General features: G+C 61.8%; 13 protein-coding genes. 6 read left to right on the plus strand and 7 right to left on the minus strand.

The window, feature by feature from the left end; translation table 11 throughout:
• Positions 1-321 precede the first annotated feature (321 nt).
• Positions 322-1,890: an FHA domain-containing protein gene (locus tag VFU66_RS11655; protein WP_326446428.1), complete on the minus strand. Its 1,569-nt coding sequence runs from the start codon at positions 1,888-1,890 to the stop codon at positions 322-324.
• Positions 1,891-1,995: 105 nt separating this feature from the next.
• Between VFU66_RS11655 and VFU66_RS11660 the strand changes: the two genes are divergently transcribed.
• The 3 genes from VFU66_RS11660 to VFU66_RS11670 all read left to right on the plus strand — a co-directional run bounded on the left by VFU66_RS11660 (position 1,996) and on the right by VFU66_RS11670 (position 7,343).
• Positions 1,996-2,577: a KdsC family phosphatase gene (locus tag VFU66_RS11660; protein ID WP_326446429.1), complete on the plus strand. Its 582-nt coding sequence runs from the start codon at positions 1,996-1,998 to the stop codon at positions 2,575-2,577.
• A 171-nt stretch (positions 2,578-2,748) separates the two neighbouring features.
• Positions 2,749-7,155, plus strand: a complete 4,407-nt coding sequence (locus tag VFU66_RS11665; protein ID WP_326446430.1) for a DEAD/DEAH box helicase — start codon at positions 2,749-2,751, stop codon at positions 7,153-7,155.
• Entirely contained in the window at positions 7,155-7,343 is a 189-nt protein-coding gene (locus VFU66_RS11670) for a DUF5522 domain-containing protein (protein ID WP_326446431.1), read from the plus strand. The genes VFU66_RS11665 and VFU66_RS11670 overlap by 1 nt, the downstream gene beginning before the upstream one ends.
• On the opposite strand, the gene VFU66_RS11675 is transcribed toward VFU66_RS11670, so the two are convergent.
• From VFU66_RS11675 to VFU66_RS11690, 4 genes are all read right to left on the minus strand, one after another.
• The gene (locus tag VFU66_RS11675; RefSeq protein ID WP_326446432.1) at positions 7,331-8,245 is read right to left on the minus strand and encodes a tetratricopeptide repeat protein; all 915 of its coding nucleotides are present in this window, start codon (positions 8,243-8,245) and stop codon (positions 7,331-7,333) included. The genes VFU66_RS11670 and VFU66_RS11675 overlap by 13 nt on opposite strands.
• 61 nt (positions 8,246-8,306) lie before the next feature.
• Positions 8,307-10,478 (minus strand): VWA domain-containing protein, encoded by a 2,172-nt coding sequence (locus tag VFU66_RS11680; RefSeq protein ID WP_326446433.1) that lies wholly within the window; start codon positions 10,476-10,478, stop codon positions 8,307-8,309.
• A gap of 55 nt (positions 10,479-10,533) precedes the next feature.
• Positions 10,534-14,106, minus strand: coding sequence for a TonB-dependent receptor (locus VFU66_RS11685; protein ID WP_326446434.1), 3,573 nt, complete (start codon positions 14,104-14,106; stop codon positions 10,534-10,536).
• Entirely contained in the window at positions 14,057-14,860 is an 804-nt protein-coding gene (locus tag VFU66_RS11690; protein WP_326446435.1) for a hypothetical protein, read from the minus strand. Before VFU66_RS11690 ends, VFU66_RS11685 begins: the two co-directional genes overlap by 50 nt.
• 38 nt (positions 14,861-14,898) lie before the next feature.
• On the opposite strand from VFU66_RS11690, the gene VFU66_RS11695 reads away from it, so the two are divergent.
• On the plus strand, positions 14,899-15,744 hold the full coding sequence (locus VFU66_RS11695) for a VIT1/CCC1 transporter family protein (protein WP_326446436.1): 846 nt from the start codon (positions 14,899-14,901) through the stop codon (positions 15,742-15,744).
• Between the two features lie 19 nt (positions 15,745-15,763).
• Here the strand turns inward: VFU66_RS11695 and VFU66_RS11700 are convergent, their stop codons facing one another.
• Positions 15,764-16,228 carry a DUF6249 domain-containing protein gene (locus VFU66_RS11700; protein WP_326446437.1) on the minus strand — a complete coding sequence of 155 codons (465 nt, stop codon included), beginning with the start codon at positions 16,226-16,228 and terminating at the stop codon, positions 15,764-15,766.
• Positions 16,229-16,327: 99 nt separating this feature from the next.
• Between VFU66_RS11700 and VFU66_RS11705 the strand changes: the two genes are divergently transcribed.
• Together VFU66_RS11705 and VFU66_RS11710 are read left to right on the plus strand one after the other, a co-directional pair.
• Positions 16,328-16,921 (plus strand): RNA polymerase sigma factor, encoded by a 594-nt coding sequence (locus tag VFU66_RS11705; protein ID WP_326446438.1) that lies wholly within the window; start codon positions 16,328-16,330, stop codon positions 16,919-16,921.
• Positions 16,903-17,319, plus strand: a complete 417-nt coding sequence (locus tag VFU66_RS11710) for a hypothetical protein (RefSeq protein WP_326446439.1) — start codon at positions 16,903-16,905, stop codon at positions 17,317-17,319. The genes VFU66_RS11705 and VFU66_RS11710 overlap by 19 nt, the downstream gene beginning before the upstream one ends.
• 4 nt (positions 17,320-17,323) lie before the next feature.
• Here the strand turns inward: VFU66_RS11710 and VFU66_RS11715 are convergent, their stop codons facing one another.
• Positions 17,324-18,007 (minus strand): radical SAM protein, encoded by a 684-nt coding sequence (locus VFU66_RS11715; RefSeq protein ID WP_326446440.1) that lies wholly within the window; start codon positions 18,005-18,007, stop codon positions 17,324-17,326.
• Positions 18,008-18,056: the final 49 nt, after the last annotated feature.

The following is an 18,056-nucleotide window of genomic DNA, read 5'->3' on the forward strand; positions in this document are numbered from 1 at the left end:
TAAAGAGGGTGCTGAAAAAGTGTCTCGCCGGGAAGAAAGCGTACCTCAGCGGCTAAAGCCGCGTTGATTTTGCAGCGTTAGCGGCACGGCTGAAGCCGTGCCCTTAAGCAAAACTGACTTTTTCAGCACCCTCTAAAGCCCTTTGTATTTGCTGGCTTTTTCGTGGAGATGAAGCCCCGCTCATCTTTAATGGCAATCCGAAGACATTTTCGGCGCTCTCTGAGGCTGGACGGCGCACGAAGCATTTGCGGCATGGGTAAACCCGTGCTCCAGGCAAAACCAGGCTTAATCAGGGTCTCCTTATGCAAGACCAGAGATTTTCTAAGCACCCATGTTGGGTTTTGCGATGCGGCGCCTGGTATGCCGTTTGATGTGGGCGGTGACGCGCTGCAGCTTTGCGCGAGGGCGCGACGAGACAGACGATTGCGTGTCGAGGTTGGCGAGCGGGTTGTCGAAGTGGAAGCCGAACAGGTGCGGGTTTTCACCAATGACTGCCGCGGAGAAGATGTAGAAGACGTAGTCGTAGGTCTGCTGAGGAATCTGCGCGCGGTGCTGTTCGAGCAGCTTCCAGAAGTTGCGGTCGCGCGGGTTCATCGGCATCGTGCGGACGAGCGGCAGGACGTAGTCTTCACCCCAGTTGTAGCAGGCCATCATCAGCAGGCCGGATCCTTGAGCGTCGCTGCCGTAGAGGTCTTTCAGATACTTTGAGGCGGCCACGGTTTCAAGATCGTAGTGGTCGCGGTCGTCCTGCGGGTCAGGACGGGCCTGATCGGCCAGCGGTCCGACGCGCAGGCCGTACTTAACGGCGGTCTCGGGAATGAACTGCCACATGCCCTTGGCGATGCCTTTACGCGTGGGTGGGCCGCTGGTGTAGGGATCGAAGTTGCTCTCCTGGAGCGCAAGGTAGAAGAACTGCGGCGGCAGCCCCTGCGCGAGCAGGTCGCGGGGGATGGTGACGTTGTACTGGTTGGCCTCGGCGCGGGTGATGGCGTTCTGAAGCCGATCGGACGATTGCCAGTAGCCGATGTATTTGTGGACCTCGGCGACGAAGCCCGGCGGCACGTCAAGCTCGCACTCGCCGAAGATGCGAGCCACACGAAGAATGAGTTTGTCCTGGGGCGACATCTTCGAGCTGTAGACATGCGTGCTGGCCAGATACTGGTCGTAGTTGCTCTGCATCTGCTTACGCTGCGCTTCGATACGCTGGAGCTGCGCGATGGCCTGCGGGTTGTTCGAGCCTTCAACCGCGCCCTGCAGGTTGGAGATGTCCACGTCGAGCGACTTCATGGAGTAGAAGATGTTGGTGGCAATCGCGCGTTGCTTGCCTGCCTGGTGGTACTGGTAGAGGGCGAAGCCGCCGAGGCAGGCCATGACGGCGGCGAGCGCGGCGATGACCCATCCGTACTTGCGCTTCTGCTTCTTCTGCACCTCGGCGAAGGCGGTGCGGATGAACATGGTGTGTTCTCCGGCAGGCGTGTCCGGCGTGCCTTTGCCGAAGTAGTGCTCGGCGTAGTTGATGACCTTCGTTGCGGCCACTGGCTTTGGCGGGACAACTGCCGGCTGCACCACGCGCAGCGCCACCTGCGGTCCATGCTCTCCAAGACGAATGCCGAGGCCGTTGCCGAGAGGGACACGCTGGATGCGCTGATTGTTGACGAAGACGCCGTTGCTACTGTTGAGGTCGGTCAGCCACCATGCGCCATTTTCTATGGCAACGCCTGCGTGGTGGCGGCTGACGGAGTCGTCCTTGATCGAGACTTCGCAGTCTTCGGCGCGCCCGATTTTGAAGGGCGCACGGAACGAATACTCCTTCATGCCGCCTTCGGCGGCGCGGATGGCAACGATGACGGTGGGCAACTGGCTGAGGCCGTCCTGGGCGGAGGGGTTCATGGCGTTCAGGTAACAGTTTTACTTAAGCGCGGCGCGTGGGTCAGGTCAAGCTGAAAGAATATTTTTCGCGGAGGAGGAACAGGCTATGCAGGCTATCATCGAAAGATGAACGCTGAAGCTCGCGCAAAAAATATCAAGGTACTTATCTTCGACGTGGACGGGGTCCTGACGGACGGCCAGATCTTCGTCATTCCCGGCCCGGATGGGCATGGCATCGAGTCGAAGGGCTTCTGCGCCCATGATGGACTAGGCATTTCGCTGGGCCGGTTGGGCGGGTTGCGCATCGGCATTATTACCAAGCGCCAGTCGCGGACGGTGGCGATTCGCGCCAACGACTTGAAGCTGGAGTTTGTGTATCAGGGACAGGCGCGGAAGATGGATGCCATCAATGAGATTCTGGCCAAGACGCACATCGGTATCTCGCAGCTTTGTTATGTGGGCGACGACATTATTGACCTGCCGGTGATGCGGCAGTGCGGGCTCGCGATTGCCACGGCGAATGCGCGTGACGAGGTCAAAGCCGTGGCGCACTATGTGACGCCGAACCGTGGAGGGTTTGGCGCGGGGCGCGATGCGATTGATTTCATCCTCTCGGCACAGGGCGTGCTGGGAAAAGTGATTGAGCAGTATCTGGATGAGGCGAATACTGCTGCTGCGAGTTCGGATGTAGGCGTGGGGAATATGTAGGAATGGATTCTGGAAGAAGAGAAATACGGGGGTCTCTCCACTACGGCGGCAAGAAACGCCGCCTCCGGTCGAGATGACGTGGTTGAGTGGTGCGGCGGAGAATGCCTCCGGTCGAGGCGGCGTGCCGTAGTGCGGCGAACAAAGCGCGAAGGAACGCGCTAGAATCTCTCCATGCCGGACGTTGCAATTCCCGCTTCGCTTGCCTGGGCACATCCCGTGACGGCTGAGTGGTTCGTGCGCAAATTCGGCACGCCGACCGAGCCGCAGGATGGCGGCTGGCCCCGTATTCTGGCGGGCGAGGCGACGCTGATCTCCGCGCCGACGGGCAGCGGTAAGACACTGGCGGCATTTCTGGTGTGCATCGACCAGTTGCTGCGCGCCGCGATCTCGGGCAGCCTTGCGCCAGCGACGCAGGCGGTGTACGTGAGCCCGCTAAAGGCGCTCTCGAACGATGTGCAGAAGAACCTGAACGGACCGTTGGCGGAGATACAGAGGCTGGCGCTGGAACGCGGGTATCTGTGCCCGGAGATTCGCACCGCAGTGCGGACGGGCGACACGCTGGCCAAGGAGCGCGCGGCGATGCTGCGTTATCCCCCGCACATTCTGGTGACGACGCCGGAGTCGCTCTACATTCTGCTGACGGCGGCGAAGTCGCGTGAGCAACTGAGGCGCGTCCGCACGGTGATCGTCGATGAGATTCATGCGGTGGCAGGCAATAAGCGCGGCTCGCATCTGGCGCTCTCGCTGGAGCGGCTGGATGCGCTTGTCACCGGCGAGAACAGGCTCTCGGCCGGCGAGCACCTGACCGGGTTGGCGACGCCCCCGCAGCGGATTGGGCTTTCCGCGACGCAAAATCCGATTGAGTTGGTGGCCAATTTTCTGACGGGTGTGCATGAAGAGCGCAAGGCCGCGACGATTGTTCAGGTGGGCCAACGGCGCGAGTTGGATCTCTCGATCGAAGTTCCTTCGGACGAACTCAGCTCCGTGACTACGAACGCGATGTGGAACGAGATCTTCGACAAGCTGGCAGCGTGCGCGGAGAAGCACCGTTCGACGCTGGTATTTGTGAATACGCGGCGGCTGGTGGAGAAGATTGCGTTTGCGCTCTCGGAGCGGATTGGCGCGGAGAATGTGGCGGCGCATCATGGGTCGCTTTCGCGGACGCTACGGCTGGACGCGGAGCAGCGGCTGAAGAATGGCGAGATTAAGATTCTGGTTGCGACGGCATCGCTGGAACTCGGCATCGACATTGGGGACATTGACCTGGTGTGCCAGATCAGCAGCACGCGCGCCGTTGCCACGGCGATGCAACGGATTGGCCGCGCGGGCCACTGGCGTGGCGCGGTGCCGAAGGGGCGCTTCTTCGCTACCACGCGGGACGACCTGATGGAACAGGCCGCGCTGGTGCGCAAAATGCGTGCGGGTGAACTGGACCAGTTGCAGATTCCGCCGGAGCCGAACGATGTGCTGATGCAGCAGATGGTCGCATGCTGCGGGGCGGAGCCGTGGGAGGAAGATGCGCTCTATGAGGTGCTGCGGCGGGCGTGGCCTTATCGCACGCTGACGCGCGCGAGCTTTGATGCGCTGGTGGACCTGCTGAGCAATGGCATTGAGTCGACGCGCGGACGCTATGGGGCGTATCTGCTGCGCGATGGCATTCATCGCCATCTGCATCCGCGGCGCGGGTCGCGCATGATTGCGATTGGGAACGGCGGCGCGATTCCGGAGACGAATCTTTATAGCGTGATTCTACAGCCGGAGGGTGTGCAGATTGCCACGCTTGATGAGCACTTCGCGGTGGATTCGAGTCCAGGCGATGTGGTGCTACTGGGAACGTCGAGCTGGCGGATTCAGCGCGTTGAGGCCGCAGGGCGCGTGCTGGTGGAAGATGCGCACGGCGCGCCGCCTACGCTTCCCTTCTGGGAGGGCGAGGCACCGCAACGGACGGTTGTGCTTTCGGATGGGGTGGGCGGACTGCGCGAGCGTATCTCGGCAATGACGGCGAATGTTGTGCCCGAATTCATCTCGCAAGCAGACGCGGAGGTGGCCGAGGCTACGGCGTGGCTGATGCGCGAGTGCGGCGTGTGCTCGGGCGGCGCGCAGCAGATGATTGCGTACATCGTGGCAGGGCGGGCGGCGCTTGGCGCGGTGCCGTCGAGAACCACGATTATTGCTGAGCGGTTCTTCGATGACGGCGGCGGGATGCAGCTTATTCTGCACGCGCCGTTCGGAGGGCGCATCAACAAAGCGTGGGGGCTGGCGCTGCGCAAACGTTTCTGTCGCGGATTCAACTTTGAGTTGCAGGCAGCGGCGACAGACAACGGCATCAACATCTCACTGGCTGAGCAGCACAGCTTTCCGCTGAGCGATGTCTTTCAGTTTCTGACGGAGCAGACGACGAAAGAACTGCTGGAGCAGGCGGCGCTGGCTTCGCCCATCTTCAAGACGCGATGGCGATGGGCGGCGAACCGCAGCCTGCAACTGCTGCGCTTCTCGAAGGGCAAGCGCGTTGCGCCGCAGATTCAGCGGACACGCTCGGAAGACCTGTTGGCGAGTGTGTTTCCGCAGGCGGCGGCGTGTTTTGAGAACATCGAGGGCGACATCGAGATTCCCGCGCACCCGCTGGTGGATGAGGTGATGAAGGACACGCTGCACGAGGCGATGGACCTGGATGGGCTGATCGAGGTGCTGAGAGGGATCAGAGACGGATCGATTCGGTGTCTTGCGGTGGACACGCCTACGCCGTCGCAGTTTGCGCACGAGCTGCTGAATGCCAATCCTTTTGCGTATCTTGATGAGGCCGGGCTGGAGGAGCGGCGCGCGCGGGCGACGACGCTGGGCCGCAGCTTGCCGGAGGCTTCGGGGAAGCTCGACCAGGACGCGATTGATGCGGTTCGGCGAGAGTGCTTTCCTGATCTGCGTGACGAACACGAGCTGCATGATCTGCTTCATGCGCTGGTCGCGCTGCCGCTTGCGTTCGTTGATGTTGCCGAGGCGAGGCACTGGCCGGAGTTTTACGAGCGGCTTGCACGCGCTGGACGTGCGCGAACGACGGACCTGAACGGCATTGCATGCTGGATTGCCGAGGAGCGCGTTCCGCATGTTGCTGCGCTGAGCGGTTCTCCGACGGATGTTTCAAAAGAAGATGCTTTGAGGCAATGCGTTCAGGGGTGGTTGCAGATTTTGGGACCGACTACGGCGCGGGCTTTTGCTGCTTCGCTCGATCTTGAACCGGCTGATGTCTTGCAGGCTTTTCTTGCGATGGAGATGCAGGGAACGTTGATGCGTGGGGTCTTCGAGTATCCTGCCGCATCCGACGATTGTGACATCGAATGGTGCGAGCGACGCATTCTGCAGCGTATTCATCGCCGCACGATGAACACGCTGCGCAAGCAGGTTGAGCCGGTCGCCCCGGCTGTCTTCATGCGATGGCTGCTGGGCTGGCAGCATCTTGCGCCGCAGACGCAACTGAGCGGCGAAGATGGAGTTCTTGAGGCGCTGCGTCAGCTTGAAGGTTTCGAGGCCCCGGCGATTGAGTGGGAGCGCACGCTGCTGCCTGCGCGTGTCGCGGGCTATGATCGGCGGTGGCTGGATAATCTTTGCCTTTCGGGGGCTGTGGGGTGGGGGCGCATCTCGCCGCATCCGGCGTGGTTCGCGGGCGAGAAGGCAGGCGATGCGGCGCCTGCTCCCCGGCGCGTGATTCCTACCAACGCCGCGCCGATCACGTTTTATCTGCGTGAATCTGCGGACTGGCTTCCTCTTGCGCTGGCGCGACAGTCGGTGGAAGAGGCGCGGTTGCAGCAGGCGCTGAGCCCTGAGGCGCTTCGGCTACGCGCACTGCTTCAGGAACGCGGGGCGTGTTTTTCAAACGATATTCAGCGCATCCTTGGCCTCACGCGCCACGAGACGCAGCAGGCGCTTTGGGAGCTGGCCACGGCAGGGTTAGCCGCTGCGGATGGGTTTGACCAGCTTCGTTCAATGATGGACCCGCAGCGCAAACTTGCAGCCAACGAAGACGCGGGTAAGCGCAAGGCGCGCAGCTCCGCCGGACGGTGGGCGTTGTTTGCCGAAGAGGTCCATGCCGCACCTTCGCGTGTGGAGCAGGCACGCCGCACCGATGCCGCGCTGGAGTCGTTTGCGCGTCAGCTTCTTGCACGCTATGGCGTGCTGTTCCGCGATCTGCTTGCGCGCGAGTCGAACGCTCCGCGCTGGCGCGACCTGCTGGGTATTCTGCGGCGTCTTGAGGCGCGGGGCGAGGTGCGCGGAGGCCGCTTTGTGACGGGCTTTGGCGGCGAACAGTATGCGCTGCCGGAGGCGATGGAGTCGCTGCGCGCGGCGCGTCACCGCGAGTGCCCTGCAACGATTGCTGTTGCAGGAGCGGATCCACTGAACCTGATGGGTATCCTTCTTCCCGGCGAGCGCGTTGCCGCGGTTCCGGGCAAGCAGGTTTTGTACCGCAATGGGATGGCGTACCGCGAAGGCGAGACGGACACTATGGCTGAAGAGTCCGTCAGCCAACTTTCTTCCGCGATGATTGCAGCGTCTGTTGCATCAGGGAGTACAGGATTGTTTCAGTGATGCCCGACACACCCAAGGACGGAGCCGCGGCGCAGGCAGACGAGAAACACACAGAACTGCTTCCGGAAGATTTCTACTACGAAGGACCGTATCTGGTCTTCACCGCCGCGTATCACCTGAAGCGCGGCTATTGCTGCAACTCAGGGTGCCGCCACTGCCCGTACCGCGACGAGGATCACTCGTGCTGAGCCTGTTGAGACGGCTGTAGCGGAGGAATGGCTCCGGTCACGTTATCGACGGAGGCGCGTCCCGTGGTGCGTAGCGCGCGCGCGTTGCGGACGAGCAACAGTACACGCGGGTCTTTGCTGTAGCGTTTCATCACTGAGTCGCGGTCCATGGCTTCGAGGATGTCGAAGCCGCCTTCGCTGGCCATGCCGAGGTAGTGCAGCATGTTCGGCACGTCTTCGTAGCCAGCGAAGATGCGCGCCATCTCGAAACAGAAGCGGGCGTGGTCTTCGGTAGTCAACATGCGTGCGACAACGCCGGACGAATCGCTGTGATTGAAGAGGCCAGGATCCAGTTTCAGCGCCGCGGCGTACTCTTTGCGTGCGTTGCGCCAGTCCTTCTCTTGCAGGTAGGCCGTTGCGAGGTTGGAGTGATAGGTGGCGCCCTTCTTGTTGAGCTTGATGGCGCGCTTGTAGTCGTAGATGGCGCTGCCATTGCGCCCGTCCACGTACTCGACCGCACCGAGGTTGTTCCAGCCTTCGGCGTCTTTCTTCTTCAGCTTGATAACGCGCTCGAAATAGACACGCGCGCGATCATTGTGGCCCAGGTTCAGCTCTGTAATTCCCATCTTGTTGAGGAGCGTGACTTCCTTGCCTCCGCGCTGGGCGGCGTACATGTAGTAGTCCAGTGCGTCCTGGGGAAAGCGGCGGGCACGCAGTACGTCGGCCGCGGTCTCCAAATCCTGCGAGCTGGCTGTAGCCGGGTCGGGAAGGTGGGCCTGAATGTCAGGCCACTGCGGATTGGCGTGCTCGAAAGCGCGCATCTGGTCAGGATTCATGGGGTCCTGCTGCGCCGCCGCACGTGCACCGGTGATCAGCAGGCCAGAGAGGACGAGCAAACACATCGTACGAAGACACGTGCTCATGGCGTACCTCCGGAAGGTACGTTCAAATCGTCGTCCTAATGGAGGCGAATGTCAAACGAAACTACGGCGCGGTGGCTGAGGCGGTTTGAGCGGACGGGGTTGCCGGGGATGCGGGAGCGGCCGGGGGGCGTACCATCAGGGCCATGCGGGGGAAGCTGAAGCTGCCGCCAGCGTCGTCGATGACATTGATCTGGCATACATAAGTGCCCGGCTTCAGTTGGGTTAGCGGCACATCGAACTGGAACGAGACGGCGTCCCGATCGGGCGTGTTGATGGCGTCGGCCTCAACCAGCGGCGTTTCGTACACCTTGACTCCGCCGCTGAGGAACTCGATGCTGGTGAGCACGCGGATTGCTCCGGAGGGCCGTCGCGTCAGGCCGGGTGAAGGCGCGGGAGGCGTGGCCGACTTCTCGCGTGAGGGCTCGTAGACCTCGTACATGAAGTAGAGGTGCTGGTTCTGACGGAAGACGTGCGGGACATTTGGAATCCATTCGACGCCGTCGCGTACCAGCGGGTTTGTGGACTTTTTTGTGTCGGGCGTGCGCTGGCTGGAGAGCACGACGGAGCTGAGCTTGAGTGGAAGCTTCTTCATGTCGGGCACATCGAGGTCGGTCTCGAAGCTGCCCATGGCGCCGGTCTGGTTTTCACGCACGACGAACTTCAGGTGATAGCGGCCGGGCGCGAGCGTGAATCCGGTGGAGTACTGGATGTTCTTTCGCTGGACCTGCTGGGCCTGGTCGAGCGCGAGCTTGACGGTATCGCGCACGTTGCCGACGATGATGCCCTGCGCGTTCTTCACCTGGCCCATGATGTCGATGTTGGCTTTGTCCTTGTCGCCGTTTTTGAGGAACGGAATCTGCGAGCCGGGAACGATGAGCGAGATGGGCACGAAGAAGCGATTGTCAGCGAGCCTGAAGTAGAGTGCCTGCAGATAGACGGCAACATCGGTTGCGGGTAGGTCGCTGCGCATCTGCTCCATCAATGCTTCTTCGCGGTCTTCGGTCTTCTGGTGCTGGAAGTCGGCGGGCGCGTAGTAGCCGGGACGATAGTCGAGTTTGACGTCGCTTCGGTTCAACTTGACGGTGAGGCGGCGGTAGCTGCCGTCGTGCGCGGGGTTGGTGGAGTGAAAGCCAAGGATGTAGTAAGCCTCGGTGTCGTGCTGGATTTGCTGGAAGGCAGGAGCGAAGTCGTTGGAGTCGAAGAAGGCCTTGCCGCCGGTGTCGGTGGAGAGGGTGGCCATGGTCTCCTGCGAACCGAAGTTGGCGTCGAGCTTGCTCTGCATCGCTCCGCCGCTATAGGCTGACGTGCCGCGCAGGCTGCCGGTGGAGGCGCTGCCGACGGGCGGGAGCGCCTCGAGTCCGCGCGAATCGACGCTGTAGATGGCCATGTTCGCGCGGACGGCCTCGTTGGTTGCGGCACGCACGCTGGCCTGGTTTTCAATGCCCTGCCTGGTCACACCGCCGGAGAAGTAGAGCAGGCTCTTGCGCTGGTCAACACGCTCGAGGCTTTTGGCAATTTCGCGGATGGCGTACATCTCGCGGTCGGTGTTGAGCGCGTTGTACTCGCTGTCGTCGGCGGTGAAGCTGGATGCGTCGTCGGCTGAGTTGCTGGAGTCGCCGCCTTCGCTGCCGTTGGCGAGGCCTGTGCCTTCGGTGCCGTTGTAGCGGCCGACGCCGCGCAGCAGCAGGGCTTTGTCGGCGGTGAAGTCCTGGTCCATGCTGAGCGAGGTGTCGAGGCTGACGAGCGCGACCAGATCGGCGGGCTGCATCTTGTTATTGATGTAATCCTGTGCGGCCTGTACTGCGCGGTCTACATCTTCCGGCTGCATACTGCTGAGGTCGAAGAACATGACGATGAGCCGGTGGTCTTTGAGCGCGGCGGGCTGGGCGGCGAAGTTCTGGTTCAGCAGATCGGCGACGGTGGCCTTGCCGGTGACGGTCGAGTTTTCGTGCAGCACAGCGGCTTCATCCACGCTCTGGAAGTCGAAGGTGGCGAGCTTCTGCGGCTTTCCGTTTTCGAGGATGGTAAAGTCGCTCGCCTTGAGCCCCTTGACTAACTCACCCGTCTTCTTGTCGCGCACGACGACGTTGGTGAGCACGATGTTGCTCTGCACCTTGAGCGTGAAGGTGCCGTTGGAGTTTGCCTGCTGCGCCCGCGCAGCCAAGGGAGCGCCAGCCAGCGTCGCAGCCAGCGCAGTCAGCAATATCCGTCGTGCAATCACACTTGTCACCATTCTCTATATCTGCCGTCTCATTGCCGCAACCTCGAAGATAACCAATGAACCTTTTCTAGAACCTGTACCGTGCGATGAAGGTGAGGGAGCGCATGGAGGCGGTTCCCGTGACCTGGCCGAAGGTCGGCGAATTGAGCGTGGTGTTGATGCCCGAGTACTCGACCATGTTGAACACATTGGACGCCGTCACGCGCGCCTCGAAGGAGCGCGTTTCGCCGAGCGAGACGCTCCTCGAAAGTGAAGCGTCTACTGATTTGGTGCCCGGGCCCTGGATCGAGTTACGCGACGCGGTGCCGAACTGGCCTGCTGCGGGCGCGGAGAATGCAGATGCATTGAACCAGTTGCCCAGCCGCTTCTGGCCCTGAATTGGCATGCTGAAGTTGCGGTTTGGACGGAGCGAGTTGCTGGAGCCGGAGGCTGTCTCCTGTACGGTCAGGACGTAGTTCGGGGTGTAGTAGCTGCCGGTCGCAATCGAGTAGTCGCCCGAGAGGGAGAAGCCGTCGAGCGCCTTGGACCAGAAGCCGCCCTTCGAGAGCAGCGCGCGGTTGGGCCCGAATGGAAGCTCGAAGACCCAGTTGCCCGTAAGCCGCTGGCGCACGTCGAAGGAGCTGTTGCCTTCTTCGGCCTTCAGGTCCTGGTCGTTTTGGGCGACGGTGCCCGAGCCTCCACCGATGGACGAAGCGTTGTCGATGGAGTGTCCGTACTGATAGGTGCCGCCGAGCGCGATGCCCTTCTGCATCCGCTTGCGGAGGTTCACGCGCAGCGCGTTGAAGCGCGAGTAGCCGAGCGAGTCTTCGTAGTCGAAGGGTTGCGCACCGGTGTTCCGGACACCGTTCGGCGTGCGGTTCGGCGCACGGATAATGTCGAGGTTGCCGCCGGTGGAGCCGTCGTAGCCGACGTTCATCACGATGCCCATGGGCAGCGTGTGCTGAATGTCGAGGTCCCATATCTGCACGTGGCCGAGACGGTAGTTGAGGTTTGCACTGTAGTTGTTCTGGACCGGAGCATTGGAGCAGTTGTAGGCCCCGGCCAACGAGAACTGGGCGAGCGTTCCGCAGCCTTGCTGTCCGGCGATGTTGGTCTGAGTGACGGCGAAGGGTGGCTGGTTGGCAAGCTGCCGCGCAATGGAGCTGTACTGGCCGGTGTTGAAGTTGAGGCCGTATCCGCCGCGAATCACCAGCTCTTTGAAGAGCTTCTGCTTTGGCCTGTAGGCAAACCCTACGCGCGGCGCGTACATGCTGCGGTCAGGATTGACGAGCGAGCGCGGAAATGTGCCGCTGTCGGTTCCGTGCTGGCCGGGCTGAACAGCTTCGATGGCCGTGAAGTCGGCGTTGTGGTCGAGGTTGACGAGCCGGTTGTTCTTTTCGATATAGGGCGAGAAGTACTCATAGCGCAAGCCGTAGTTCAGAGTCAGGTTTGCGAGCGCGCGCCAGTCGTCCTGCGCATACCAGTCATAGACGTTTGCACGCAGATAGGTTTTGTAGAGGCCAGCCTGCACGGCTGCCTTCTGCGGCAGGCCAAGCAGGAAGTCGGCGAAGCCGTTGCCGCTGGCGGGTACGACGGGGCAGGTGGTTGTGGATGATGACACGCAGTTAGCTGCTGGATTCTGCGTGGCGTAACCGGTGAAGCTGAAAGAGCCGAGCGGCGAACCGGCGCCGATGGAGTCCGCGTGGACGCGGCGAATGTCCACGCCGAAGCGCATGTTGTGCTTGCCTTTGCGATAGCTGATGAAGTCGCTGACGGAGATGGTCTGGTTGATGGTCTCGCTGGGCGTGGTGTTGCCGAGTCCGGTGAAGGCGGTTGAGCCGCCGAAGGAGAGCGATGGGACACCGTAGTAGAACGGGTTTGACTGGATGGTGGAGTTGCCTATCAGAACGCCTGCATCTGCTGCCGGGTTCGTCGCGCCATTGGTGAAGTAGTTTTCGGTGGTTGCGTGGGAGCGGTTCCAGTTGAGCGAGGCGTTGTTGCGGAAGCGTCCGTAGGTGAGCGAGTAACCGGCGGTGATGCCGTAACCGGTGCTCTCGGTGCGGCCGCCGAGCGGGAGGAAGATCGTCCTGACATCGCTGGCCGAGTGCGAGTAGCTGCCGTTGAAGTTGATGTTCTGGCCGAGTGTGGCGGGACCATTTTGCCGCCGCTGACCGAAGCCTCTGCCGAAGCCTGCGTTCTGGCCGAAGTTGCGGACGTAACGCAATGAGGCGGACGTCGAGTTCTGCCCGGCGTTCGTGACCGTCTGGTAGTTGTTGAGCGCGCCTGCGTTGGGCACATTCGGCGCGGGATAAAACTTGAGCAGCGCGAGCGCCTGCGCGGAGATGGGCGTCTCGGCGTTGTTCAGATTGTTACCCGGAATCGGCTGCCCGGTGGCAGGATCATAGAGCGTCTGGGCGAGCGCGGAGAAGTTGCCGCTCCGCTCATCGAGCGTCGGCACGGTTCCGTTGAAGATGCGCGGGGTGATGTTGCGCTGGCCGGTGAGATTGAAGAAGACGAACTGCTTTGTGCTGGCCTGGACAAGGCCGGGGATGAAGGGCGACCCGGCAAAGCTGACACCGAAGCGGTTCTGCATGGACGAGGGTTTGACCACCTGCGCTCCAGGCTCGCCAAGCGCCGCGGGTACTGAGAACGGAGCGGCGTCGAGCGCGCCGTTGCCTCCCTGATAGAAGATGGCGCCGTGCGGAGCGGTTGGGTTGAATCCACGAAACCCGCCGCGCCCACCCCCGCCGGGACCTCCGCGAAATCCGCGCCTGCCGCCACCGCCGGGGCCCATCATGTTGCCGAGCATTCCCGAGACAATACTGGCCATGTCGCCGACTGCGCCGCCCTGTCTGCGCGCCTGCTCCATCGCGTCCTGAACGCGCTGACGAATTTCGTCTTCGCTGAAGTTGGCCAGGCCGTTGGTCTCGCCCATCTGGCCACTGACGGTTACTGAGTCGGAGGCTGAGGCGTCGGAGTTGCCGAGATTTGCCAGTGAAGGCATCTGCGTACCGGTGTCTCCCGCTCCTGTGCTTGCGTCAGAGATATCGGCGCTCTCGCCGGAAAGGCTCAATGCTTGCGTTCCACGCGCAAATGCTCCGGCCAGCGCGTTGGCAGTTCCTGCCTGCTGCGACTGCTGCCGCGCCTCTTGCGCAGCCACGCGCGATGCCAACTGCATTGCGAACTCAGCAACCTGCTGCGGCTTGCCGCCGTCCGCGCCGTTTGCGTTGACGAGCACCTCTTTCGTCTCTGTGGCAAACGCCGCCAGTTCAGCCTTGACGACGTAGCGCCCGTCGCGCGGGACCTTCATGGAATACGCGCCGTTCACGTCCGTGGTGGTCGCGTACTTCTTTCCGGTGAGCGTGTTGGATGCTGTGACTGCGACGCCCGGCAACGGTACTGCGCCTGCCTTAACTGAGCCGGAGATCGTTCCGCCCGCCGTTGCCACAGCCGAGACGTTTGCCGACGCGGGCTGCACGGGCGTGCTCTGCGCCACCGCACGCTCGACCGCAGTCCCCAAAAACAACACCGCGCCTGCCATTGCCAATCGAATCAATTTCTGCACGAGGTCCTCATCGAATCCACCAAGCTGTTTGAATCTGGAAAACTCTTCATTGCGGTTGCGCTCCAGAGCCTGCCTGCGGCGAATGCGAAGGCGCACCCTGGTTGCCCGTTCCTGCTTCGCCGGCGCCGCGCTGCCGCCGCTGCCGCATCGTGGCAGGATCGACCACGCCCAGTTCCGTTGGCACGAATACACCGTTCTTCATACCGCCGCGACCCATCACGCGGTCGCCCACCTTCACGTCGGCGAGCGTGATGCTTTCGTCGGCTCCGCTATTCTGTGCGCTGCGCGGCTCCACCGTGCCGCTTCCGTTCATCATGGAAGCCATGGAGCGCCCGCCGCGCCGGAAGGAGGTGCTTTCATCGACGCCGATGACCTGGCTTACTCCATCGGGCCGGAGCACGGTGATCTTCAGCGCGTCCATATCGACTGCCATGACTTTGCCTGTGATGTAGAGCTTGCCCAGCCCTTCGCGCGCCTTACGCACCTGGTCGGCGTCCATGACTGCGACGAACACGGCGTGGATCGTCTTTGTGGGGGCGTCCATGACGCCCATTGCGCCTACGCCGTCGCCCGGCTTGATGTCAGCCAGCTTCAGCGGTTGGCGCTCTTTCATCACGCGCGTGTTTGCGGAGACGGCCACCTGATAGACCTCGCCCTGATCCGTCTTCACGGTGAGGTGATCGCCGTTGACGGCTGTCACCGTACCGCGCACCATCTGGCCTCCGGCAAAGACCGGGCGTCCTTCACCGGGTCCAGGCTCTTCCTGCGCGCGAGCCCGGGGCTGTACGCAGACAGCGACAGCCAGCAGAAGCAGCACCACGCTGCCCGAGACGGCACTTCTCCATCGCATTTTGCACATATCTGATGTCATGCAACCCGTTTCAGTCTGTGCTCATACTGACGCTTTCCTACGGAGAAAGACGCGGTTTCGTTCCTAAAAACTTTGCTGTCCTGCAGGACGACTGGACGGCTCTCGACTACACTACGGGCATGAGCGACGCAGCTAAAGCCCCGCGCGGCCACGGTCTACATAGCCACACGCCGCACATAGAAGGTCACTTTGAGTCAACTGAGGTGGTCCGCGACATTGTCATCGGACTCTCCGACGGACTGACGGTTCCTTTCGCGCTTGCCGCCGGACTTTCAGGGGCCGTGGCCTCGTCGCACATTGTGGTGCTTGCGGGACTGGCGGAGATTGCCGCAGGCTCGATTGCAATGGGGCTGGGGGGCTACCTGGCCGCACGCGGAGATGCGGAACACTATGTCTCCGAACGCGACCGCGAAGCGCGCGAGATCGTGGAGCGGACCCACGACGAAGAAGAAGAGATCTACGAGATCTTTGAGCAGTACGAGGTTGATCGGGCGAGCGCCGCACCTGTTCTGAGCGCGCTGAAGCAGAATCCCACGGCGTGGGTGGACTTTATGATGCGCTTTGAGCTGGGACTTGAAGAGCCGGAGCCGAATCGGGCATATCGCTCGGCCCTGACGATTGCGGCATCGTACATTGCCGGTGGCTTTATTCCTCTGCTGCCGTACATGCTGGTCAGCGACAACTTTGCCGCGCTGAAGCTCTCGGTTGTCATTACGCTGCTGGCGTTGGGAGTGTTCGGCGCATTGAAAGGAAAGCTCGTCGGGACGGGATGGCTGCGCAGTGCCGTGCAGACGGTCCTGATTGGAGGCGTGGCGGCGGCAGCGGCCTATGGCCTTGCACGGTTTCTCAACGCGCACTCCTGAGCAAGCGGCGGCGGCCGCGTCAGCCCGCCTGGCTGCCCGTGGTCACATCGTTGTCGACCTCCATCCCGAAGCGCGAAAGTTCGCGCTTCTGGAGATAGTAGTCGATGAAGAAGCCGATGCCGATGGCCAGCGGAATCAGGCCGGCAGCCGCCCCGGAGAGCACTTCATGTACCTGCAGGATTGCGGTCAGTACGAGGAAAAACGCAATCAGGCCGAGCCCGACCGACACCAGGACAATGCCTGCGCGGCGGGCGTTGCTCAGGCTGCGGAGCGGGTCCTTGGGCGGGCGCATCTCTTCGCCCGGCTTTCCCAGAAGACGTTCCATCTCGTCGATGGACATGCCGCGGGCGATCATGGCTATCCGCTGATCGGCGTTGACCCGAGCCTGATGTATGTGCGACCAGATACCGCCAATGATGGCAACAATCGGGATTAACATGGCCACGACCGGCACAATGAAGGGGGACGAAATGGCTTCGTGCATGACTTACCTCACTTTCTGCCCGCGTTAGACCACGGCCCATTTGCAAAGTTTCACCATGCGGCGTGAAACTTTGAGCCAGGTGCGTGGTCTAACTTTTCCTTGGCGACCGACTTCAACTTCGAGCAGATTGTCCGCGACCACCAGACGATGGTCTTCAGCACGCTGGTGCGTCTGACCGGCAGCCGGGAGCACGTTGAAGATCTGGCGCAGGAGGTCTTTTTGCGGCTGTATCGTGCGCTGCCCGGCTTTCGCGGCGAGGCGCTGCTCTCGACTTATCTTTATCGCATTACCGTCAACGTTGCGCAGAATGAGTGGAAGCGAAGGAAGCGACACGCACAGTCGACAGTGTCTATCTCGGACGAGGTCTCGGGTTGGGAGGACCGGCTGGAGCATCCCGGCCCGAACGCGGAGCAGCAGCTTTCCGAAAATGAATTCAGGCTGGGCGTTGAAGATCAGTTGCACAAGCTGAGCCAGGTGGAGCGTACTGTGCTGGTTCTTTATCATCAGGAAGAACGGACGTATGAGCAGATTGCCGAGGTGCTCAGGATGCCGATTGGCACGATCAGGACGCATCTGCATCGCGGAAGAAAGAAGATGCGCGAGGGGCTGGCGGGTATATCCACAAACAGGCCCGCGAACGTATCTGCGAACAGGCCCAGGGGAAGGAGCGAGCTATGCACAGCGAAGCCATGAACTCGAACGAGGCTGTCAATCCGAACGAAGCGATTGAAAGGTCGCTCGACATGAAGATTGTTCAGGCGCTGGAGACGCGGCCTGAAGTGGCCGTTCCCAGCGGCTTCGCCGCGCGTGTTGCCAGCCGGGTTCCTGCGCGTGGCCCCGCGCATGGTTATGCTGCGCGTCGCACAATCACTCTGCACCCAACGCACTATGGGCAATGGGCAATGGCGGCTTCGCTGGTGGTCCTTGCGGTCACGCTTGTGGCACTGCTGGTTAATGGTTTCGGAGACACGCCAATCGGTCTGGCTGTGGTGTGGATCGTTTACGCCCAGCTTCTTGCACTGGCTGTATGGTTCGGACTGCGTCGCGTAAATGTCTTCTCATACCTGTGGCCGCGCCGCTTCGGAAGATAGGCCGTTAGACGCCCTTCTTCATCGGTTCCCAGATGAACTTGTGGATCTGGAGGGAGAGTCGTGCGGGCAGGCCGTCGGCCAGCATCCACTCGACGAGCTTGCGTGGGTCGAGCGCCATGTTGTCGGCGGTGCGCTGCGGGCTGGGAGTCTTCTGGAATGCGGGGCTGAGAAGAATCTGTCCGGCTCTTTTTTCGAGGGCGTGTTGGTGGATGAAGTCGCGGGCGAACTCATAGTCCGTGCGGTCGGAGAGGACGAACTTCACCTCGTCGTTGCGCGTGAGGGTGTCGAGATTTTCGAGGCGGAAGGTGTTTGCCGCAGCTCCTGCGCCCGGACACTTCACGTCCACGATTTTATGGACTGCCTTTGGAACGTCGGCCAGCGGGCGCTCGCCTGAGGTTTCGATCATCAAGGTGTAGCGCTCGGCGAGCAGTCGCTCCATCAACGGGAGTAGTTCCTTTGCCTGCAACATCGGCTCACCGCCCGTGAACTCGATGAGAGTGCAGGGTGAGAGCGCCTTGATCTGCGCTTCGATCTCGTCGAGCGTAAACGCCTTGCCGCCGGTGAAGGTGTACTCGGAGTCACACCAGGCGCAGCGGAGGTTGCACCCCGCCAGGCGCACAAAGATGCACGGCAGCCCGGCGAAGGAGGATTCTCCCTGTACGGATTTGTAGAGTTCGATGAGGTGCATGAGGGCTATTCGTAGTAGCGCGCGAAGCTGGTGTCGGTTTCGTAGAGTG

Origin of the sequence: Edaphobacter sp., assembly GCF_035763405.1 — a bacterium.
In the GTDB taxonomy this organism is placed as follows: Bacteria; Acidobacteriota; Terriglobia; order Terriglobales; family Acidobacteriaceae; genus Edaphobacter.